The following is a 20,806-nucleotide window of genomic DNA, read 5'->3' as shown; positions in this document are numbered from 1 at the left end:
CCGGATGAGCCCGTACCTCCCCGCCAACAGCGGCGGCCGGTTTACCCGCCGCTACGTCGCGGGCCTCCCGTACGTTGCGTACGGGAGCCCCTCTACGTAGTGCCCGGTTACGGCCTGCGGGCCGAGGTGACGCGGTACACGTCGTAGACGCCTTCGACGCCCCGGACCGCCTTCAGGACGTGCCCCAGGTGCTTCGGGTCGCCCATCTCGAAGGTGAACCGGGATGTGGCGACCCGGTCGCGGGATGTCTGGACGGCCGCCGACAGGATGTTGACGTGCTGGTCCGACAGGACGCGCGTGACGTCCGACAGGAGCCGGGAGCGGTCCAGTGCCTCGACCTGGATGGCGACCAGGAAGACCGAGGACTGGGTGGGCGCCCACTCGACCTCGAGGATGCGCTCGGGTTCGCGGGACAGCGACTCGATGTTGACGCAGTCGTTGCGGTGCACGGAGACGCCGCTGCCGCGGGTGACGAAGCCGATGATGGGGTCGCCCGGTACCGGCGTACAACAGCGGGCGAGCTTGACCCACACGTCGTCGACGCCCTTCACGACCACACCGGGGTCGGCGTTGGAGCGGCGTTTGCGGCCGCGACCGTGGGGGGACGGGACGCTCTCGTCGATCTCCTCGGTGGCCGCCTCCTCGCCGCCGAGGGCCTGCACCAGTTTCTGCACGACACTCTGCGCGGCGACATGGCCCTCGCCGATCGCCGCGTACAGGGACGAGATGTCGGGGTAGCGCATCTCGTGCGCCAGCGTGACCAGGGAGTCGCCGGTGAGAATGCGCTGGATCGGCAGGTTCTGCTTGCGCATCGCGCGGGCGATGGCGTCCTTGCCCTGCTCGATCGCCTCGTCGCGGCGCTCCTTGGAGAACCAGGCGCGGATCTTGTTGCGCGCGCGGGGGGACTTCACGAAGCCCAGCCAGTCGCGGGAGGGGCCCGCACCGGCCGCCTTGGAGGTGAAGACCTCCACCAAGTCGCCGTTGTCCAGGGTGGATTCGAGCGGGACCAGGCGTCCGTTGACCCGTGCGCCTATCGTGCGGTGGCCGACCTCCGTGTGGACCGCGTACGCGAAGTCCACCGAGGTCGAGCCCGCCGGAAGCGCTATCACGTCGCCCTTAGGCGTGAAGACGAAGACCTCGTTGCGGGACAGGTCGAAGCGCAGGGACTCCAGGAACTCGCTGGGGTCCTCGGTCTCCTTCTGCCAGTCGAGCAACTGGCGCAGCCACGCCATGTCGTTGACGCCGTCCTTGTCCCTGCCCAGAGCCTTGGGCGCATCGGTGCGCACCTTGGAGGCGCCGGCGGACGGCTCCTGCTTGTACTTCCAGTGCGCGGCGATGCCGTACTCGGCACGACGGTGCATGTCGAAGGTGCGGATCTGCAGCTCGACGGGCTTGCCGTTGGGGCCGATCACCGTCGTGTGCAGCGACTGGTACATGTTGAACTTGGGCATCGCGATGTAGTCCTTGAACCGGCCGGGGACCGGGTTCCATCGCGCGTGCACCGTGCCGAGCGCCGCGTAGCAGTCGCGAACCGTGTCGACCAGGACGCGGATGCCCACCAGGTCGTAGATCTCCGCGAAGTCACGGCCGCGGACGATCATCTTCTGGTAGACGCTGTAGTAGTGCTTCGGGCGGCCGGTGACCGTCGCCTTGATGCGGGCCGCGCGCAGGTCGGACTGGACCTCGTCGGTCACTATGGCGAGGTACTCGTCGCGCTTGGGGGCGCGCTCGGCGACCAGGCGCACGATCTCGTCGTACATCTTGGGGTAGAGGATCGCGAACGCGAGATCCTCCAGCTCCCACTTGATGGTGTTCATGCCCAGCCGGTGGGCGAGCGGCGCGTAGATCTCGAGGGTCTCGCGCGCCTTCTTCTCCTGCTTCTCGCGCTTGAGATAGCGCATGGTGCGCATGTTGTGCAGACGGTCGGCGAGCTTGATGACCAGGACGCGGGGGTCCTTGGCCATGGCGACGACCATCTTGCGCACGGTCTCGGCCTGCGCGGCCTCGCCGAACTTGACCTTGTCGAGCTTGGTGACACCGTCGACGAGCAGGGCGACCTGGTCGCCGAAGTCGCGCTTGAGGGTGTCCAGGCCGTACTCGGTGTCCTCGACGGTGTCGTGCAGCAGGCCCGCCATCAGCGTGGCCGGGTCCATGCCCAGTTCGGCGAGGATGGTGGTCACGGCGAGCGGGTGCGTGATGTACGGGTCGCCGCTCTTGCGCTTCTGGCCGCGGTGCCAGCGCTCGGCGACCTGGTACGCCTTCTCGACCTGCCGGAGCGTCGCCGTCTCGATCTTCGGGTCGTTGCTGCGCACTGTCCGCAGCAACGGCTCCAGAACCGGGTTGTACGGGTTGGAGCGCTGCACGCCGAGCCGCGCGAGGCGGGCACGCACACGGTTGGAGGAGCCGCCGCCGGTACGGGCGGGCTGGCCCGCCGCCGCCGGACGGACCACCGGAGTGCTCGCCGGACGGTCGGCCTCGGGAGGAGCCGGCTTGGGCCGTGGCTGCTCGGCCGCCTTGTCGTCCGGTGCGGACTGGGCGTGCTCGATCGGCCCGCGGCCGGTGTCCTTCGCGGGCGTGGCCACGGGGCCCGAGGTCGGTTCGGGCTTGGCGGCGATGAGTGGCTGGGCCTCGTCTGGCAAGAGGGCTCCTCGTGCGCGTTCCGGGTCCCCCGGTCAGGCTCCGGACCCCCATGGTAGCGATCCTGGGCTTCGGGCTCTCTTTCGGCCAGTGAGACTGTTCGTACAGGTGAAACACCAGAGGCGGGCACCGGATTCCTCCGGGCCCGCCTCCGCGGTGTCCTACGGGTGTCCCAGGCCTTTCCTGAGGCCTTCCTCGCGGTTGCCCTCAGAGCTGGAGCAGCGCCTCCAGCGGAGCGCCCGCGAGGGCCGGTTCCAGGCGGGCGCGGCCGCCCAGGAAGCCGAGCTCCATCAGCACGGCGACGCCCGCGACCTCGGCGCCCGCCCGGCGGACGAGTTCGAGCGAGGCCTCGGCGGTGCCGCCGGTGGCGAGGACGTCGTCGACGACCATGACGCGGTCGCCCGCGGCCAGGTCCTCGGCGTGCACCTCGATCTCGGCCGAGCCGTACTCCAGCTCGTACGCCTGGCTCAGGGTCGCTCCGGGGAGCTTGCCCGCCTTGCGTACGGGGATGAAGCCGAGGCCCGCGCGGACGGCGACGGGGGCGCCGAGGATGAAGCCCCGGGCCTCCAGGCCGACGATCTTCGTGGCGCCGTGCCGCAGGCTGAGCTCCGCCAGGGCGTCGGTGAGCGCCGTGAACGCGGCCGGGTCCGCCAGAAGCGGGGTGATGTCCTTGAACACCACGCCCGGCTTCGGGTAGTCGGGGACATCGCGGATGCGGCTGAGGAGCAGCTCCTCGATACCGGTCATCGGCGCTTCCCCGAAGGCCGGCCACGGCCCCGGTTGCGGGACGCGGGCTGGTTGCGCGGGCCGACGACCGCCGGGGCGGCGTCCTCCTCGTCGTCGTCGAACTCCTCCTCGACGACCGGCTCCTCCACGGACTCGCCCTTCGCCGCGGCCTGGGCCCGCTTGGCGAGTACGCGCTTCCTGAGGGCCTTCATCTGCGGCTCGCGCTCCTTGAGGTCGGCGACGAGCGGCGTGGCGATGAAGATCGAGGAGTACGCACCGGCCGCGAGGCCGACGAACAGCGACAGCGAGATGTCGTTGAGCATGCCCGCGCCGAGGACACCGCCACCGATGAACAGCAGGGCCCCGACGGGCAGGAGCGCCACCACCGTGGTGTTGATGGAGCGGACCAGCGTGCCGTTGATCGAGCGGTCGGCGACATCGCTGTAGGTCCAGCGGGTCTGTTTGGTGATGTCCTTCGTCTGCTCCTTGAGGCTGTCGAAGACGACGACGGTGTCGTACAGCGAGTAACCGAGGATCGTGAGCAGACCGATCACCGTGCCCGAGGTGACCTCGAAGCCGACCAGGGCGTAGACGCCGACCGTGATGGTGATGTCGTGGATCAGGGCGACGAGCGCGGCCACGGCCATGCGCCACTCGAAGGCGATCGCCAGATAGATCACGACGAGGATCATGAAGATCACCAGGCCCTGCCAGGCCTTGTTTGCGATGTCCTCACCCCAGCTGGGACCGACCAGGTCGGCGGCGATCTTCTCCGGGTCGACGTTCAGGTCCTTGGCGAGAACGGTCTTGATCTCGTCGGACTTGCCGGTGTCGATGCCGGCGATCTGGATGCGCAGTCCGCCGTTGCCGAGCTTCTGGACGACCGCGTCGTGCCCGGAGGCCGTTTCCGCATACGTCTCGGCCTGGCTGACCGAGATGCTGGTCTTCTCGGTGGTGAAGACGGCTCCGCCCTGGAACTCGATGCCCATGTTCAGGCCCCTGACCGTCAGGCCGAGGATGGCCGTGATGGTGATCAGGATCGAGATGCCGTACCAGATCTTGCGCTTGCCGACGAAGTCGTAGCCGATCTCACCGCGGTGGAGCCGGGCGCCGAGGGTGCCGAGCTTCGACATCTCACGCCTCCTTCGTGTCGACGGGGGCGGAGGGACGACGGGTGCGGCGCAGTGGCGGCTTGGCACCCAGTCGCTTCGGGTCGAGACCGGACCAGGTGTGACCGCTCGCGAAGAACTGCCTGCGGGCGAGGATCGTCATCAGCGGCTTGGTGAAGAAGAAGACGACGACCACGTCGAGCAGCGTCGTCAGGCCGAGCGTGAACGCGAAGCCCTGGACCTTGCCGACGGTGACGATGAAGAGCACCGCGGCGGCGAGGAACGACACGAAGTCGGAGACCAGGATGGTGCGCCGGGCGCGTGGCCAGGCACGCTCGACGGCCGGGCGCAGCGAGCGCCCTTCACGGATCTCGTCGCGGATCCTTTCGAAGAACACGATGAACGAGTCCGCCGTGATTCCGATCGCGACGATCGCACCACAGACCGCCGGAAGGTTCAGGGCGAACCCGATGGTCGGACCGAGCAGCGACATGATCACGTACGTCAGGACGGCCGAGACCAGCAGCGAGGCGATGGCGATGATCGACAGGCCCCGGTAGTAGACCACCAGGTAGATGACGACCAGGGCCAGGCCGATCGCGCCCGCGATCAGACCGGCGTGCAGCTGCTCGCCACCGAGCGCGGCGGTCACCGTGGTGACGCTGGACTCCGTGAAGCTGAGCGGCAGGGCGCCGTACTTCAGCATGTTCGCCAGGTCCTGCGCCTCGGTCTGGTCGAAGGTGCCGGAGATCTCCGCACTGCCGCCGGTCAGCGCCTGGCTGACGAACGGGTCGGAGACGACCTCGCCGTCCAGGACGATGGCGAACTGGTTCTGCGGGGTGGTGTTCTGCGCGAGCTGGCCCGTGATGTCGGCGAACTTCTTGGAGCCACCGGACGTGAAGTCCATGGTGACCTTCCAGCCTGCGGCACCCTGGGTGTCGAAGACCGCGTCGGCCGACTTGATGTCCGTGCCCGACACCGCGGCCGGGCCGAGGACGTACTTCTGCCACTGGCCCGAGGAGTTCTGACCACAGGCCACGGTGGAGTCCGTGGGCTTGGCACCCTCGCCGGCCGTGGCGCGGGCCGCCTTGTCGGTGCAGTCGAGCGCGGTGTAGTCGGCCTGGAGCTTGGCGGTCGCGGCGTCGACGCTTTCGGTCGCGGACGGCGTGGCGCTGTCGGAGGGCGCGGCGCTGTCCGAAGGGCTGGCCGAGGTGGTGGCCGACGGCGTGCTGTCGGCCTTCAGCGCGTCGGTGACGGCGCGGCCCTGGGAGGTGGCGGTGGCCGACGGGGTGGCGGAGGTCGCCTTGTCGGTGGCTTCCTGGGACGCGCTGCTGGACGCACTCGGGGACGAGCTGCTCGAAGCGCTGCTGGACGCGCTCGGGGACGGGCTGGCCGACGCGTCGGCCCCGGAGACCTCGGTGGCCAGGACGGGACGGAAGTACAGCTTGGCGGTGGTGCCGACCTGCTCCCGGGCCTGCTCGGAGTTCGTGCCCTTGGGGATGTTGACGATGATGTTCTTGGAGCCCTGGGTCTGAACCTCTGCCTCGGAGACGCCAAGACCGTTGACACGGCGGTTCATGATGTCGACCGCGGTGTCCATGTTGGTCTTGTTGATCGCGTTCGGCTGGCCCGGCTCGTTCTTCGCCGTGAGCGTGATGCTCGTGCCGCCGGCGAGGTCGATACCGAGACGCGGAGTGGTGTGCCCGGAGAGGAACATCCCCCCGGTGAGCGCCACGATGGCGATCAGGATGAGGGCCAGCGAGCGCCCCGGCCTGCTCTGGGCGCTCGCGCTCCGGCCCTTCTTCGGTGCTGCCACCTTCTCGTACTCCCTCTCGGGCCGCCTCACGCCGGGTGAGCGCGCGGGCGGCCATGACATGGTGTCGCGATTCCGTGCGAGGACCGCACATCCCCTCGGCGGCGGGGCGCGAGCGGATCGCGCCGCGGCCTGGGGGTGTGCCTACTTCGCGCCGGACTCGCCGTCGGTCTTCTTCGGCTCTGCTTCGTCGGCCTTGGCCTCCGCGGGCTCGTCGGCCTTCGCGTCGGCGGGCTCGTCGGCCGGCTCGTCCACGGCGTCCTTCTTGCCGAGGTCGATGGGCTTGTCGTCGGAAGCATCGGAAGAGGCGTCGGCGGCGGGCTCGTCGGTCTCGGTGAGGGAGGACGCGTCGTCCGGGACGACGGTGCCATCGGACTTCAGGTCGTGCTCGACGCCGTGGACGATGCGGTTGTACTCGTCGTCGGACAGGACGGCGCCGATGGAGTTCTTGGCGAAGACGAGGTCTACGCCGGGGGCCGCGTCAAGAAGAACCGTCTCCTCGTTGACCTCCTTCACCGTCGCGTACAAGCCCCCGATCGTGCGGACGCCGGTACCGGGCTGCATGTCACTGCGCATCTGCGCGGCCGCCGACTGCTTGCGCTTGGCCGAGCGGGTCATCAGGAACATCGCCCCGATGAGCACGATGAACGGGAGGAGGGTCACGAGACTCACGGGTCGGAACTTCCTTCAGTCGACCGCGATGGTGAGCGGCCTGTTGGATGGGGGGTGTGCACCGCCGACAAGGGCGGCATCGGCGGAGTCTAAGCGAGTCCGCACTGATGGAACAACGCTCAGCATCACACCGGGGTTCCTTCCCCGTACAGGACCAGCGCCGTCACGCCCTGAACAGGTCCTGTTGTCCGTTTCCGCCGGTTGACTGACGGGGCGGGGTGAGCCCGAGATGTGCCCATGCTGCCGGTGTCGCCACCCGGCCACGGGGGGTACGGGCGAGCAGTCCCTCCCGTACGAGGAAGGGCTCGGCGACCTCCTCCACGGTCTCACGCTCCTCCCCCACCGCGACCGCCAGTGTGGACAGGCCGACCGGACCGCCGCCGAAGAGCTTGAGCAGGGCTTCGAGCACTCCGCGGTCCAGGCGGTCGAGGCCGCGCGCATCCACCTCGTACACGGCGAGAGCCGCCGAGGCGATGTCCTTCGTGATGAAGCCGTCGGCCTTGACCTGCGCGTAGTCGCGGACGCGACGCAGCAGGCGGTTGGCGATACGGGGGGTACCCCTGGAGCGGCCCGCGATCTCGGCGGCCCCCACGGTGTCGATCTCGACGTCGAGCAGGTTCGCCGAACGGTGGATGACCCGCTCCAGTTCGGCGGGCTCGTAGAACTCCATGTGCGCGGTGAAGCCGAAGCGGTCGCGCAGCGGCGGTGGCAGCAGGCCCGCGCGCGTGGTGGCGCCGACCAGGGTGAAGGGCGGCAGTTCGAGCGGGATGGCGGTGGCGCCGGGGCCCTTGCCGACGATGACGTCGACGCGGAAGTCCTCCATCGCCATGTAGAGCATCTCTTCGGCGGGCCGGGACATGCGGTGGATCTCGTCGAGGAACAGCACCTCGCCCTCCTGGAGCGAGGAGAGGATCGCGGCGAGATCGCCGGCGTGCTGGATGGCGGGGCCGCTGGTGATGCGGATGGGGGCATCCATCTCGGCCGCGATGATCATCGAGAGGGTGGTCTTGCCGAGTCCGGGAGCGCCCGAGAGGAGCACATGGTCGGCTGTGGCGCCGCGCGCGCGTGCGGCGCGCAGGACGAGGTCGAGCTGCTCACGGACCTTCTCCTGGCCGATGAACTCGCCCAGGTCCTTGGGGCGCAGCGCGGCCTCGACAGCCTGGTCCTCGCGGTCGGCGGACGCTCCGACGAGCCGCTCGTCGGCGGCTTCGTCGGTCGGGTCGTCCCAGTTCATTGCGTGTGCCTCGCGAGTGATCGTAGGTGGGCCGGGTGCCGCTTCCGGCCGGGGTCCGGCCGTGGCGTAGCCGCTGGGGGCCGCCGGCTCAGCGGGCTCGGTTCAGGGTCTGCAGGGCGGCCTTCAGGAGTCTGCCCACCTCCGGTGTGCCCTCGGCGGCCTCGGCCTGCGGAGCGACCGCGGAGACGGCCTCGTCGGCCTCGCGCGTCGCGTACCCGAGGCCGATCAGCGCGGCGTGCAGCTGGTCGCGCCAGCCGGTGCTGACCGGGGCGCCGATTCCGGTGCCCGTGCCGGTGCCGACGGGCGCGCCGAGCCGGTCCTTGAACTCCAGGAGGAGCTTCTGCGCGCCCTTCCTGCCGATGCCGGGGACGGCCATGAGCGCCTTCTCGTCACCGGTGGACACCGCGCGGCGCAGGGCGTCCGGCGTGTGCACGGCGAGCATCGCCTGGGCGAGCCGGGGGCCGACGCCGCTCGCGGTCTGCAGCAGCTCGAAGGTCCCCCGCTCGTCGTCGTCCACGAAGCCGTACAGGGTCAGTGAGTCCTCGCGCACGACGAGGGAGGTGGCGAGCTTCGCGGGCTGTCCCATGCGGAGACCGGAGAGCGTGTTGGGCGTGCACTGGACGGCGATGCCGATGCCGCCGACCTCGAGAACCGCCGAGTCGGGGGCGAGGGCGGCGACCGGGCCGCTGACGAAGGCGATCATGCGGTACGGCCTTTCGATGCGGGTGGCGATACGGGCTGTGCTGCGGGTTGCGCTGCCTGTCTCGATGCCTGTTGCGATGCGTGCAGGGCGTGGGCCTGCTGGAGCCGGTTCTGCACGACGGCCTGCCGCAGCCTGTTCTGGGCGGGCCCGCGCCAGATGTGGCAGATGGCGAGGGCGAGGGCGTCCGCGGCGTCGGCGGGCTTGGGCGGCGCGTCCAGGCGAAGGAGGCGGGTGACCATCGCCCCGACCTGGGCCTTGTCCGCGCGGCCCTGGCCGGTGACGGCCGCTTTGACCTCGCTCGGGGTGTGCAGGGCTACCGGGATGCCACGCCGGGCGGCGCAGAGCATGGCGACCGCGCTGGCCTGGGCGGTGCCCATCACCGTACGGACGTTGTGCTGGCTGAACACCCGCTCCACGGCGACGAATTCGGGCTGGTACTCATCGAGCCACTGCTCGATGCCCTGCTCGATGGCGACAAGGCGCAGTCCCAACTCGGCGTCCGCCGCGGTGCGTACGACTCCGACGCCGCGCATGGTGAGGGGCCGGCCCGCGACACCTTCGACCACGCCGACACCGCACCGTGTGAGCCCGGGGTCAACACCCAGTACCAGCACTGAAACCCTCCCTTTTGCGGCTGAACCGCCGCCGCTCTCGCGGAAGTGACTGATCGCCATCGTGGTTGCTCAATTGGTGGTTACGGTCCGCGGCCGACGATCATCATCTGTCCTCGCCAGGCTATCCGTTGCCACCGACAACGACGGTGGGCCGGCAGGACGTGTCCCGCCGGCCCACCGAAATCACGACAGGTCCTAGGCGTCTACCTTCGCCATGACGTCGTCGCTCACGTCGAAGTTGGCGAAGACGTTCTGCACGTCGTCGCTGTCCTCGAGGGCGTCGATCAGCTTGAAGATCTTCCGGGCGCCTTCTTCGTCGAGCTCGACCTGCATGGCCGGGACGAAGTTCGCCTCGGCGGAGTCGTAGTCGATGTCCGCCTCCTGGAGCGCGGTGCGCACCGCGACCAGGTCGGTGGCCTCGGAGATGACCTCGTAGGAGTCACCGAGGTCGTTGACCTCCTCGGCGCCCGCGTCGAGCACGGCACCCAGGACGTCGTCCTCGCTCAGCTCACCCTTGGGGACGATCACGACGCCCTTGCGATGGAAGAGGTACGAGACGGAGCCCGGGTCTGCCATGTTGCCGCCGTTGCGCGTCATGGCGACGCGGACGTCCGAGGCGGCTCGGTTGCGGTTGTCGGTGAGGCACTCGATGAGCACCGCGACACCGTTCGGGCCGTAACCCTCGTACATGATTGTCTCGTAGTCGGCGCCACCGGCTTCGAGACCGGCGCCGCGCTTGACCGCGGAGTCGATGTTCTTGTTCGGAACCGAGCTCTTCTTGGCCTTCTGGATGGCGTCGAACAGCGTCGGGTTGCCGGACACGTCGGCGCCGCCCGTGCGGGCCGCGACCTCGATGTTCTTGATCATCTTCGCGAAGAGCTTGCCGCGTTTGGCGTCGACCACGGCCTTCTTGTGCTTCGTCGTAGCCCATTTAGAGTGGCCGGACATCTGCCTGTCTCCTTCGCGTAACCCATCCTGTACGAACTCCCCGAGCTTCGGGAGCCTGGGGGATCCCCAGATCCTACAAGGACTCCGGTGCCCGGTCCGCGCGCACCATGTCGACGAACAGGGCGTGCACGCGGTGGTCCCCGGTCAGTTCAGGGTGGAACGACGTGGCGAGCGCAGTGCCCTGCCGTACGGCGACGATGTGGCCCTCGTGCTCCGCGAGCACCTCGGTCTCGGCGCCCACGGACTCGACCCAGGGAGCACGGATGAAGACGCCCTCTACAGGATCGCCCTCGATACCCGTGACGTCGACCGCCGCCTCGAAGGACTCGTTCTGACGTCCGAAGGCGTTGCGGCGCACGATCATGTCGATGCCGCCGACGGTCTCCTGGCCCGAACGCGGGTCGAGGATCTTGTCGGCGAGCATGATCATGCCCGCGCAGGTGCCGTATACCGGCATGCCGTCATGCACGCGCGCGCGAAGGGGCTCCATCAGGCCGAACAGGACGGCCAGTTTGGAGATGGTGGTGGACTCGCCGCCGGGGATGACAAGACCCTCGACCTCGGCGAGTTCCTCGGGACGCCGCACCGGCCTGGCCACGGCGTCAGCCGCGGCCAGGGCGATCAGGTGCTCCCGTACGTCACCCTGGAGAGCCAGGACGCCTATGACAGGAGTGCTCATGGGTGACTACCAGCCACGGTTCGCGTAGCGCTCGGCCTCGGGGAGGGTGTCGCAGTTGATGCCGACCATGGCCTCGCCCAGGTTGCGGGACGCGTCCGCGATGATCTTCGGGTCGTCGTAGAAGGTGGTGGCCTTCACGATGGCGGCGGCGCGCTTGGCCGGGTCGCCGGACTTGAAGATGCCGGAGCCGACGAAGACGCCCTCGGCACCGAGCTGGCGCATCAGCGCGGCGTCGGCGGGGGTCGCGACACCACCGGCGGAGAACAGCACGACCGGCAGCTTGCCGAGCTCCGCGACCTCGCGCACGATCTCGTACGGGGCGCGCAGCTCCTTGGCGGCGGCGTACAGCTCGTTGTTGTCGTAACCGCGCAGCCTGGCGATCTCGTTCTTGATCTGGCGCAGGTGGCGGACCGCCTCGACGACGTTGCCGGTGCCGGCCTCGCCCTTGGAGCGGATCATGGCGGCGCCCTCGGCTATCCGGCGCAGGGCCTCGCCCAGGTTGGTGGCGCCACACACGAAGGGGGTCGTGAACGCCCACTTGTCGGAGTGGTTGACCTCGTCGGCCGGGGTGAGGACCTCGGACTCGTCGATGTAGTCGACGCCGAGGGACTGGAGGACCTGGGCCTCGACGAAGTGGCCGATACGGGACTTGGCCATGACCGGGATCGAGACCGCGTCGATGATCTCCTCGATCATGGTCGGGTCCGACATGCGGGCCACGCCGCCGTCCTTGCGGATGTCGGCCGGGACGCGCTCAAGGGCCATGACGGCGACGGCACCCGCGTCCTCGGCGATCTTCGCCTGCTCGGCGTTGACCACATCCATGATCACACCCCCCTTGAGCTGCTCGGCCATGCCGCGCTTCACGCGCGCGGTGCCGGTCGCAGTGGTTTCAGTGGGCTGTGCGGAGTTGGAGAGTGTGCTGGACACGGGTTGACCTCGCTCGGTGAAAGAGGGTTTCTGCACTACCGAGGAAACGCGAGTGAACCAGGCCACAGCAAGGGCCAATGGGGAGGCGGTGGCTCATTTTTCTTCGCCTCGGGGGCGAGGAACCCACACGCTCAGCTCGTCGGACGGTCCGCCAGGGCCACCGGGGGCTCGTCGTCCATCTCGAAGGCCAGCGGAAACGGCGCATGCCCGGCCAGATGGAACCAGCGGACCGCACGGTGCTCGCGGAGCGCCCGGGCGGCCCGTACGGCGTCGTTGTGGAAGCGCCGCGCCATCGGCACCCGCCGCACCGCCTGGGCCAGTTCCCCGGCGGCCTCCTCGCCACCGGGCGCGGCCCGCACGGCCTCGACCTGCTGCACCTCGCCGAACACGGCCCGCAGCGCCTGGCTCAGATCGCTCTCGGCCACCTCCCGCTGCTCCTCTTCGGCCTGCCGGGCCGCGTGCGCCGCCTCGTACAGCACGATCGACGCGGCCGGGTCGAGGACTCCGGACGTGGCCAGCTCCTGGGCGACCGAGGCCCGGCGCAGCAGCTGCGCGTCGAGGGCGGCGCGGGCCGCGTCGATCCGGGCGTGCAGCCGGTCGAGCCGCCCTGCGGTCCAGCTCAGGTAGAGGCCGATCGCGACAAGGCCGACGAGGGTCCAGATGAGGGTTGGGGTCACGGGCGGAAGGCTACCTGTGCAGGGGCCCAGCTCTTCGAGGGCCCGGACACGGGCAGTTGAAGAAGTGAACTGTCCACCCGCGCGCGGGCGCACGGACCGTCCGCTCCCTGAAAGGGCCGGACCCCCTCAGCCCGTCCCCCTCAGTCCCGAGCCAGCCCGAACCGCGCCCGCAGACCCGTCCGTTCATCGGCGGCCACCGCGGCAGCCCCGTCCGTCACCGTCTCGTACACGGACAGAATGTCCGCCCCGACGGTCGACCAGTCGAACCGTCGTACGTGTGCGCTCCCCCGCTCGCGCAGCTCCGCTCGACGCGCGGGATCACCGAGGAGCCGTACGGCGGAGGCGGCCAGCGCGTCCGCGTCCTCGTTGGCGAACAGCTCGCCGGCCGCGCCCTGGTCCAGCACCTGCGTGAACGCGTCGAGGTCGGAGGCCAGCACCGGCGCCCCCGCCGAAAGGGCCTCCACCAAGATGATCCCGAAGCTCTCGCCGCCGGTGTTGGGCGCCACGTAGACGTCGACGCTGCGCAGGAAGCGTGCCTTGTCCTCGTCGCTGACCATGCCGAGGAACTCGACCCGCGAACGCATCTCCTCCGGAAGGTCCTCGACGGCCTCCTTCTCGTCGCCGCGCCCCGCGACCAGGAGCCGGGTCCGCGGGCGCTCCGCCAGGATTTTCGGCAGGGCCTTCATGAGGACGGGCAGGCCCTTGCGGGGCTCGTCGATCCGGCCGATGAAGCCGATGGTTTCGCCCTGCCACTCGGCCTTGGGCTCGGCGCGGGCGAAGAAGTCGACGTCGACGCCGTTCGGGATGACGACCGCGTCGCCGCCCAGGTGCTCGACCAGGGTGCGGCGCGCGTACTCGCTCACCGCGATCCGCGCGCGGATCTTCTCCAGGGCGGGCTGCAGGATCGGGTACGCGGCGATCATCGCCCGGGAGCGCGGGTTGGAGGTGTGGAAGGTGGCGACGATGGGGCCCTGCGCGGCCCAGCACGCCAGCAGGCCCAGCGACGGCGAGGCCGGTTCGTGGATGTGGATCACGTCGAAGGTGCCGTCGTGCAGCCAGCGCCGTACCCGGGCCGCCGACAGGAAGCCGAAGTTCAGGCGCGCCACCGAGCCGTTGTACGGCACGGGAACCGCTCGGCCCGCCGAGACGACGTACGGCGGCAGGGGGGTCTCGTCGTCCGCGGGGGCGAGGACGGACACCTCGTGTCCGAGGCGGATGAGGTGCTCGGCCAGATCACGGATGTGGAACTGGACGCCGCCCGGCACATCCCAGGAGTACGGGCAGACGATGCCGATCCTCACGGGGTCCCCTTCTGTGGATACTGCTCGGGACCCTGGTCAGGGCCCTTCTGGGGATCCCTCTCAGGATCGAGGTCCTTGAGCCACAAGCGCTGGAGCATGTGCCAGTCCTCCGGATGGTCGGCGATCCCGGTGGCGAAGGCGTCGGCCAGCGCCTGTGTCATGACAGACGTCTTCTCGGCCCGGGTGCCTGCCTCGGGGACCTCGACAGGGGGATGTACACGGCCCCGCATCACGGGCGAGTCGTCGTACCAGAGCGTCACGGGAAGGAGCAGGGCGCCGGTCTGCTGGGCCAGCAGCGCCGGTCCGGCCGGCATCCGGGTCGCCTCGCCGAAGAAGTCGACCTCGACGCCGGACGCGGACAGGTCGCGCTCGGCGACCAGACAGACCAGGCCGCCGTCGCGCAGCCGCCTGGCCAGCGTGCCGAACGCGGTGCCACCGCTGTGCGGCAGGACCTCCATGCCGAGGCCCTCGCGATAGGCGACGAAACGGTCGTACAGCGACTCGGGCCTGAGCCGCTCGGCGACCGTCGTGAAGGGGGTGTCGAGTGCGGTGGTGACCCAGGCGCCCGCGAGATCCCAGTTGCCCATGTGGGGCAGCGCGAGGATGACGCCCTTGTCGGAGGCGATCCCGTCGGTGAGGTAGTGCTCGTCCTTCACCTCGAAGCCCGCCTTCACGCGCTCCTTGCTCCAGGCCGGAAGCCGGAAGGACTCCATCCAGTAGCGCAGATAGGAGCGCATGCCCGCCCTGGAGAGCTCGGCGAGCCGCTCCGGGGTCGCGTCGGGCACCACGCGCGCGTAGTTGCTCTCAAGCCGCCGTACGCCCTTGCCGCGCTTCTTCCAGGCGATGTCGGCGATCGTCCGGCCCAGCCGCACGGCGACCGGCTCGGGGAGCTTCTTGACGGTGCTCCAGCCGAGCGCGTACGCCCCGTCCGTCAGCCGGTCCTGGAGACCGCTCACGACGGGGCCCCGCTGCTCCGGACCTCGGCCGCGGCCGCGGCGTCCGCCTCCGCGGACTCCCTGCGCACCGTCACCACGCGCTGGATCAGCGTGACCAGGCTGCCGACGGCGACGATCCACAGGGCGATGGGCAGCAGTACGTCGATGCCCGGGATCCCGAACTTGTGCATGCCCGCGAGGCCCGCCGCGACCAGTGAGATCACCAGTCGCTCGGCACGCTCGATCAGTCCGTTGACCGCGACCGGCAGCCCGATCGACTCGCCACGGGCCTTGGTGTACGAGACCACCTGGCCGCTGGCCAGGCAGAAGATCGAGACGGCGCACAGGACGTTGTTGTCGCCGCTGCCCGCGTACCAGAGCGCGAACCCGCCGAAGACCGCGCTGTCGGCGACCCGGTCGAGCGTCGAGTCCAGGAAGGCACCCCAGCGGCTGGAGCGGCCGAGCTGGCGCGCCATGTTCCCGTCGACGAGGTCCGAGAACACGAAGAGCGTGATCACGATCGTGCCCCAGAAGAACTCTCCGCGGGGAAAGAAGACCAGCGCGCCCGCCACCACTCCGGCCGTACCCAGGAGGGTGACCGTGTCGGGGCTTACCCCCCGGCGGATGAGAAACGCGGCGAACGGTGTGAGGACACGCGTGAAGAATGCACGCGCGTACTTGTTCAGCATGGCCTTCCCGAGGGTCGGTGTCGCCGCGCGGCCCCTGCTGGCCACCGGCTGGCCCATCGTAGCCACGCGCGCGCTTGTGCGACGGTCGGGCACCCGCGCCACCGTGTCCCGGCGTGATCACGCCGGTCCCGTGGCGCGATCACGTCCGCTGTATGGACGCACCGTGACACGAGTGGAAAGCTCGAAGGCACCGCGGGCGTCACCGGAGCCGCCACCGCACGCGGCTTCGGTATGTCCGCGCCCACAGTGACCTCACCGTGTACGGGAGGCAAGGCCATGGGCGACAAGGCGAACGCACACCCCGGAGCCGCCGGCAGGGCTACGGCGGCCGACCACCCCGCGTCCGTACGGAATGTGGTGCTGGTCGGCCACAGCGGATCGGGCAAGACGACGTTGGTGGAGGCTCTCGCGCTGACCGCGGGAGCGGTGAACCGGGCGGGCCGCGTGGAGGACGGCGGCACCGTCTCCGACTACGACGAGATCGAGCACCGGCAGCAGCGCTCGGTGCAGCTCTCCCTGGTACCCGTCGACTGGGACGGATACAAGATCAACATTCTGGACACCCCCGGATACGCCGATTTCGTCGGGGAACTGAGGGCCGGTCTGCGAGCGGCGGACGCGGCCCTTTTCGTCGTCTCGGCCTCGGACGGGGTGGACGGCTCGACCCGGATGGTGTGGGAGGAGTGCGCGGCCGTCGGTATGCCGAGGGCCATCGTGATCACCCATCTCGAATCCGCCCGGTCGGACTTCGACGAGATGACACGGAGATGCGCGGAGGTCTTCGGCGCGGACGACCCCGACGCCGTACTGCCCCTGTATCTGCCCCTGCACGGCGCACCGGGGCCGGACGGGCACGCACCCGTGACCGGGCTGATCGGGCTGCTGTCCCAGCGCCTCTTCGACTACTCCTCCGGGGAGCGCAAGGAGGCCGAGCCCGGCCCCGATCAGCTGCCGCTCATCGAGGAGGCGCGGGATCGGCTGATCGAGGGGATCATCGCCGAGAGCGAGGACGAGACCCTCATGGACCGCTATCTCGGCGGCGAGGAGATCGACCTCAAGACGCTGGTTCAGGACCTGGAGCGGGCCGTGGCGCGCGGAGTCTTCTTCCCGGTGCTGGCCGCCGCGCCCGCCGCCGACGGCGCCCGCCAGGGCCTCGGCACGGTCGAACTCCTCGAACTCGTCACGGGCGGTTTCCCGACCCCGCTGGAGCGCGAGGCGCCCACGGTCACCACGCCGGACGGCAGGGCGCGCGAGGTCAGTGCCTGCGACCCGAACGGGCCGCTGGTCGCGGAGGTCGTGAAGACGGCATCCGACCCCTACGTGGGCCGTGTCTCGCTCGTACGGGTCTTCTCGGGCACCCTGCGCCCCGACGAGACGGTGCACGTCTCCGGGCACGGGCTGACCGATCGAGGCCATGAGGATCACGACGTCGACGAACGCGTCGGTGCCCTGTCCGCGCCCTTCGGCAAGCAGCAGCGTCCCCTCACGCACTGCATCGCGGGCGATCTGGCGTGCGTGGCGAAGCTGAGCCGGGCCGAGACCGGCGACACCCTCTCGGCCAAGGACAACCCGCTGCTGATGGAGCCCTGGCTGATGCCGGATCCGCTGCTGCCGCTCGCCATCCAGGCACACAGCAAGGCCGACGAGGACAAGCTCTCGCAGGGCCTGGGCCGGCTGGTCGCCGAGGACCCCACCATGCGCCTGGAGCAGAACCAGAACACCCACCAGGTCGTCCTGTGGTGCCTGGGCGAGGCCCACGCGGACGTCGCCCTGGAACGGCTGCGCAACCGCTATGGCGTGCAGGTCGACGTGATCCCGTACAAGGTCTCCCTCCGTGAGACGTTCGCGGACCGGGCCGCCGGACGTGGGCGCCATGTGAAGCAGTCCGGCGGGCACGGCCAGTACGCGATCTGCGAGATCGAGGTCGAGCCGCTGCCGAACGGCTCCGGCATCGAGTTCGTGGACAAGGTCGTCGGCGGCGCGGTGCCACGGCAGTTCATCCCCTCCGTCGAGAAGGGCGTACGCGCCCAGGCCGCCAAGGGAGTGGCCGCCGGCCATCCCCTCAACGACATCCGGATCACCCTGCTCGACGGCAAGGCGCACTCCGTGGACTCCTCCGACGCCGCGTTCCAGACCGCGGGCGCGCTCGCCCTGCGTGAGGCCGCGGCCGACGCCAGGATCCATCTCCTGGAGCCGGTGGCCGAGGTGACCGTCATGGTCGGCGACGACTATGTGGGTGCCGTGATGAGTGACCTGTCGGGGCGGCGCGGCCGGGTCGTCGGGACCGAGCAGGCGGGGGGCGGGCGCACGCTCGTACGGGCCGAGGTGCCGGAGATCGAGATCGGGCGGTACGCCGTCGACCTGCGCTCCCTCTCGCACGGTACGGCGCGCTTCAGCCGCAGTTACGCGCGGCATGAGCCGATGCCGCCTCAGATCGCCGAGAGGATTCGTGAACAGGCTCGGGATGCTTCGTAGTTCGCCTGCGGTGCGAGTGGTCCGGATTCCCCTTCGGGTCGGCGGACGGCTTCGGTCGTCCGCCGACGAATGTCGGCCTCGGCGGATACTCTGAGAACCTGATCAAGACGATGACCTGATCAACAGGTGTGCGAGGCACGGAAGTCGGGAATGGCCGCAGGAGCGGAACAGCGGCATTGGGGGGCGGAAGTGGCGTTCGACGGTTTCGATTTCACTCCTGGGGCGCAGGTGCCGCTCTCGGGCTCCGAGGGACAGTCGGCCGCGACCTATGCCCTCGCCTCGGCGTCGTACCGGGACAGCGGGGTCGAGGAGATCCTCAAGGCCGACAACGAATGGCACAAGTCCACCCTCAATCCGCCGAGGATCAAGCTCTTTTCGCCGAACCTGGGCGAGGCCTTCGCGCGGGCGGTGCAGGACCGCATGCTGGGCGCCGGCCGCAAGCCGCTCATCCAGTCCTTCGGCACCGAGCCGCAGGTCGTGGTGGAGCACTGCCTCGCGGCGAACCGCATCCGCCGCGAGCGCGACAACTGGCTGTCGGCCGTGATGGTGCTGTGCGGTGTGCTCTTCCTGCCCGGACTGCTGATATGGCTGCTGGTCTTCCAGATCCGGTCCACCATCGCCAGGACCGCGGACAAGCGGGCCTCCGCCCTGGCCACCACGCTCCTGGTCGCCGTCGGTGCCCTGGCCGTGCTCTTCCTCGTCAAAATGCCGTTCACCGGCTTCTGGGGCTGGTACGCACGTGCGTCGGTCATCCTCCCGGTCGTCGGCTGGCTCTGGGCCAAGCAGATCTGCGAGCGCACCGCCAAGGACCTGCGCGGGCGCTGGGGCAGTCTCCTGTCCGGCGGTGCCATCGGCGCGAAGATCCCCGAGGCGGTGCCCGGCAGCCCGGGTGAGTCCGCGGCCGAGCGGCTGCGGCAGGAGTTGGCCCGGCTCAGCGCCGAGCAGCAGTCCAACTCCGTCTTCTACGCCGGGCCCAAGGGCATACTCGGCATGGGCACCCGGTGGGGCAGCTGGCAGCTCGCCGAGGAGCTGGTGGCGCGCGACGCGGCCAAGGAGATCCACCCGTTCCGGAGTTGGGACGTCATCCGGTCCATCCACGACCAGCTCCGCATGCTGGAGCGCGGGCCGCTCAACACCGGTGGCTTCACCAAGCCGACGATCAAGCACTGGATCGTGACGCCGATCGGCGAGAACGCCAAGGCGGTGTCGCGGCCGGGCGGTACGGACGTGGACGCGTACACGATCAAGAACCACGCCATACAGGACATCTGCAACAAGCAGCAGTTCGGCAGCGGTGACCGGCACTACCTCGGAGTCCAGTGGACGCTCTGGGACGGCCAGTTGGTCATCACCATGCTGATCACCGTGACCGTGCTGCACCAGACGCTGCGGATCGAGGTCACCGGGCATGCCCTGGGGCCGGTGAACTCCCTGTTCACCAGCAAGCCCGAGGCCCCGACCAAAGAGGTCGCGAAGGCGGTCAAGTTCTGGGAGACCCGCAAGGTGAATCTGCCGCTGGTCACCACCGACGAGGTCGTGCGGCTCGCGGCCCGCGCTCCGCTGACCTGGTATCCGCCGCTGCTCAACTGGCTCGGCGGCACGCTGGTGCTCCCCGAGCCCTTCGGGCTGCGGCACGCCTGGGCCGACCAGCCGTGGCGGCATCGCTTCATGGCCGACGACGCCCTGCGGGCCGCGGCGCCGGTGCTGCGCGTGGTGCACTCCGCCTCGATCAAGGTGCTTGAGGAGAACGGGGTCGACACGGAGCAGTTCGGGAACCGGTCTTCGTTCCTGAGCACTGCGGTGCAGGATCCGATGCCTCGGAAGGCTGATGTGTACGACGCGTAGCGGCTGACGGCTGGTGCGCGGGGGCGCCTGCGGTCTGTGGTGGGTCGGGGCCGTGCCGGACCATCAGTCCTCGGTCGGGCGCGGAATCGGTTGCTTGGTAAGGGGCGGTGTTGACGCGCCAGCCGCTGCGGGCGGACATTCCGGCACGTCCCCTTGCACCGTCGTGCGGGGGCCACAAGTGCCTCCGCCGCCGTACGGGTGCGGGTTCCCGTTGTGGCGTCAGGCAGCCGTCGGCCACGCCTCCGCCAGCATCGTGCGGGTGTCTGCCAGGAGTTGGGGCAGGACCTTGGTGTGGCCCACCACCGGCATGAAGTTCGTGTCGCCGCCCCAGCGGGGGACGATGTGCTGGTGGAGGTGGGCGGCGATGCCTGCGCCTGCGACGTTGCCCTGGTTCATGCCGATGTTGAAGCCGTGTGCGCCTGAGGCCGTACGGAGGGCGGTCATCGCCTGCTTGGTCAGCTCGCCGAGTTCGGCGGTCTCCGGGGCGGTCAGGTCGGTGTAGTCCGCGACGTGGCGGTAGGGCACGACCATGAGGTGGCCGCCGTTGTAGGGGTAGAGATTGAGCACCGCGTAGACCTGCTCGCCGCGCCTGACGATGAGCCCGTCCTCGTCGGACTTGGCGGGGATCGAGCAAAAGGGGCAACCGTCGTCGGCCCCGGGGCCGGTGGGCTTGTTCTCACCCTGGATGTAAGCCATCCGATGGGGCGTCCACAGGCGCTGGAACGCGTCCTGGGTACCCACTCCGATCTGCTGCTCCGGCTCACTCGTCATGAGATGCAGCATATTGCTTCGCCCGTTCGCGGCGTGTCGGCGGGTGCC

18 protein-coding genes are annotated in these 20,806 nt (G+C 69.6%); 2 read left to right on the top strand and 16 right to left on the bottom strand.

Annotated elements, in window-relative coordinates; all coding sequences use genetic code 11:
* Window positions 1-107: 107 nt before the first annotated feature.
* From ACFWP7_RS33315 to pgsA, 15 genes are all read right to left on the bottom strand, one after another.
* The gene (locus ACFWP7_RS33315; RefSeq protein WP_384389204.1) at window positions 108-2,639 is read right to left on the bottom strand and encodes a RelA/SpoT family protein; all 2,532 of its coding nucleotides are present in this window, start codon (window positions 2,637-2,639) and stop codon (window positions 108-110) included.
* Between the two features lie 205 nt (window positions 2,640-2,844).
* The gene (locus tag ACFWP7_RS33310; protein WP_384389202.1) at window positions 2,845-3,384 is read right to left on the bottom strand and encodes an adenine phosphoribosyltransferase; all 540 of its coding nucleotides are present in this window, start codon (window positions 3,382-3,384) and stop codon (window positions 2,845-2,847) included.
* A complete protein-coding gene (gene secF / locus ACFWP7_RS33305; RefSeq protein ID WP_384389199.1) occupies window positions 3,381-4,496 on the bottom strand; it encodes a protein translocase subunit SecF in 1,116 nt (371 codons plus the stop codon). Before secF ends, ACFWP7_RS33310 begins: the two co-directional genes overlap by 4 nt.
* A 1-nt stretch (window position 4,497) precedes the next feature.
* Window positions 4,498-6,288, bottom strand: coding sequence for a protein translocase subunit SecD (gene secD / locus ACFWP7_RS33300; RefSeq protein ID WP_384389196.1), 1,791 nt, complete (start codon window positions 6,286-6,288; stop codon window positions 4,498-4,500).
* A 141-nt stretch (window positions 6,289-6,429) separates the two neighbouring features.
* Window positions 6,430-6,957, bottom strand: coding sequence for a preprotein translocase subunit YajC (yajC, locus tag ACFWP7_RS33295; protein ID WP_384389193.1), 528 nt, complete (start codon window positions 6,955-6,957; stop codon window positions 6,430-6,432).
* A 163-nt stretch (window positions 6,958-7,120) separates the two neighbouring features.
* Window positions 7,121-8,191 carry a Holliday junction branch migration DNA helicase RuvB gene (gene ruvB, locus ACFWP7_RS33290; protein ID WP_384389190.1) on the bottom strand — a complete coding sequence of 357 codons (1,071 nt, stop codon included), beginning with the start codon at window positions 8,189-8,191 and terminating at the stop codon, window positions 7,121-7,123.
* A gap of 88 nt (window positions 8,192-8,279) precedes the next feature.
* Window positions 8,280-8,894 (bottom strand): Holliday junction branch migration protein RuvA, encoded by a 615-nt coding sequence (ruvA, locus tag ACFWP7_RS33285; RefSeq protein WP_384389187.1) that lies wholly within the window; start codon window positions 8,892-8,894, stop codon window positions 8,280-8,282.
* Window positions 8,891-9,508 (bottom strand): crossover junction endodeoxyribonuclease RuvC, encoded by a 618-nt coding sequence (ruvC, locus tag ACFWP7_RS33280; RefSeq protein WP_384389184.1) that lies wholly within the window; start codon window positions 9,506-9,508, stop codon window positions 8,891-8,893. Before ruvC ends, ruvA begins: the two co-directional genes overlap by 4 nt.
* A gap of 195 nt (window positions 9,509-9,703) precedes the next feature.
* A complete protein-coding gene (locus tag ACFWP7_RS33275; RefSeq protein ID WP_384389181.1) occupies window positions 9,704-10,456 on the bottom strand; it encodes a YebC/PmpR family DNA-binding transcriptional regulator in 753 nt (250 codons plus the stop codon).
* Window positions 10,457-10,529: 73 nt separating this feature from the next.
* The gene (gene pdxT, locus ACFWP7_RS33270; RefSeq protein ID WP_384389178.1) at window positions 10,530-11,135 is read right to left on the bottom strand and encodes a pyridoxal 5'-phosphate synthase glutaminase subunit PdxT; all 606 of its coding nucleotides are present in this window, start codon (window positions 11,133-11,135) and stop codon (window positions 10,530-10,532) included.
* Between the two features lie 6 nt (window positions 11,136-11,141).
* Window positions 11,142-12,065 (bottom strand): pyridoxal 5'-phosphate synthase lyase subunit PdxS, encoded by a 924-nt coding sequence (gene pdxS / locus ACFWP7_RS33265; RefSeq protein WP_384389175.1) that lies wholly within the window; start codon window positions 12,063-12,065, stop codon window positions 11,142-11,144.
* 131 nt (window positions 12,066-12,196) lie between these two features.
* Complete coding sequence (locus tag ACFWP7_RS33260; protein WP_384389172.1) at window positions 12,197-12,742, bottom strand: hypothetical protein; 546 nt, start codon at window positions 12,740-12,742, stop codon at window positions 12,197-12,199.
* A gap of 140 nt (window positions 12,743-12,882) precedes the next feature.
* Entirely contained in the window at window positions 12,883-14,043 is a 1,161-nt protein-coding gene (locus tag ACFWP7_RS33255; protein WP_384389169.1) for a glycosyltransferase family 4 protein, read from the bottom strand.
* Window positions 14,040-14,999, bottom strand: a complete 960-nt coding sequence (locus tag ACFWP7_RS33250) for a phosphatidylinositol mannoside acyltransferase (protein ID WP_384389166.1) — start codon at window positions 14,997-14,999, stop codon at window positions 14,040-14,042. Before ACFWP7_RS33250 ends, ACFWP7_RS33255 begins: the two co-directional genes overlap by 4 nt.
* Entirely contained in the window at window positions 14,996-15,724 is a 729-nt protein-coding gene (gene pgsA / locus ACFWP7_RS33245) for a phosphatidylinositol phosphate synthase (protein WP_384389262.1), read from the bottom strand. Before pgsA ends, ACFWP7_RS33250 begins: the two co-directional genes overlap by 4 nt.
* A 219-nt stretch (window positions 15,725-15,943) precedes the next feature.
* Between pgsA and ACFWP7_RS33240 the strand changes: the two genes are divergently transcribed.
* Both ACFWP7_RS33240 and ACFWP7_RS33235 read left to right on the top strand, forming a co-directional pair.
* On the top strand, window positions 15,944-18,142 hold the full coding sequence (locus ACFWP7_RS33240) for an elongation factor G-like protein EF-G2 (protein ID WP_384389163.1): 2,199 nt from the start codon (window positions 15,944-15,946) through the stop codon (window positions 18,140-18,142).
* A gap of 150 nt (window positions 18,143-18,292) precedes the next feature.
* Entirely contained in the window at window positions 18,293-19,987 is a 1,695-nt protein-coding gene (locus tag ACFWP7_RS33235) for a hypothetical protein (RefSeq protein WP_384389160.1), read from the top strand.
* Window positions 19,988-20,206: 219 nt separating this feature from the next.
* On the opposite strand, the gene ACFWP7_RS33230 is transcribed toward ACFWP7_RS33235, so the two are convergent.
* Window positions 20,207-20,770 carry an HIT family protein gene (locus ACFWP7_RS33230; protein ID WP_384389157.1) on the bottom strand — a complete coding sequence of 188 codons (564 nt, stop codon included), beginning with the start codon at window positions 20,768-20,770 and terminating at the stop codon, window positions 20,207-20,209.
* Window positions 20,771-20,806: the final 36 nt, after the last annotated feature.

It is taken from the genome of Streptomyces sp. NPDC058470 (assembly GCF_042721055.1).
Lineage (GTDB): Bacteria > Actinomycetota > Actinomycetes > Streptomycetales > Streptomycetaceae > Streptomyces.
The sequence above is the reverse complement of the archived record's forward strand: the minus strand, read 5'-3'. Positions and strand labels throughout refer to the sequence as shown.

Bases quoted from the DNA above. Each gene is read 5' to 3' on its own strand.
- ACFWP7_RS33310 (WP_384389202.1), bottom strand. From the start codon at position 3,384: ATGACCGGTATCGAGGAGCTGCTCCTCAGCCGCATCCGCGATGTCCCC.
- secF (WP_384389199.1), bottom strand. From the start codon at position 4,496: ATGTCGAAGCTCGGCACCCTCGGCGCCCGGCTCCACCGCGGTGAGATC.
- ruvB (WP_384389190.1), bottom strand. From the start codon at position 8,191: ATGAACTGGGACGACCCGACCGACGAAGCCGCCGACGAGCGGCTCGTC.
- ruvA (WP_384389187.1), bottom strand. From the start codon at position 8,894: ATGATCGCCTTCGTCAGCGGCCCGGTCGCCGCCCTCGCCCCCGACTCG.
- ACFWP7_RS33275 (WP_384389181.1), bottom strand. From the start codon at position 10,456: ATGTCCGGCCACTCTAAATGGGCTACGACGAAGCACAAGAAGGCCGTG.
- pdxT (WP_384389178.1), bottom strand. From the start codon at position 11,135: ATGAGCACTCCTGTCATAGGCGTCCTGGCTCTCCAGGGTGACGTACGG.
- pgsA (WP_384389262.1), bottom strand. From the start codon at position 15,724: ATGGGCCAGCCGGTGGCCAGCAGGGGCCGCGCGGCGACACCGACCCTC.
- ACFWP7_RS33240 (WP_384389163.1), top strand. From the start codon at position 15,944: ATGGGCGACAAGGCGAACGCACACCCCGGAGCCGCCGGCAGGGCTACG.
- ACFWP7_RS33235 (WP_384389160.1), top strand. From the start codon at position 18,293: ATGGCCGCAGGAGCGGAACAGCGGCATTGGGGGGCGGAAGTGGCGTTC.
- ACFWP7_RS33230 (WP_384389157.1), bottom strand. From the start codon at position 20,770: ATGCTGCATCTCATGACGAGTGAGCCGGAGCAGCAGATCGGAGTGGGT.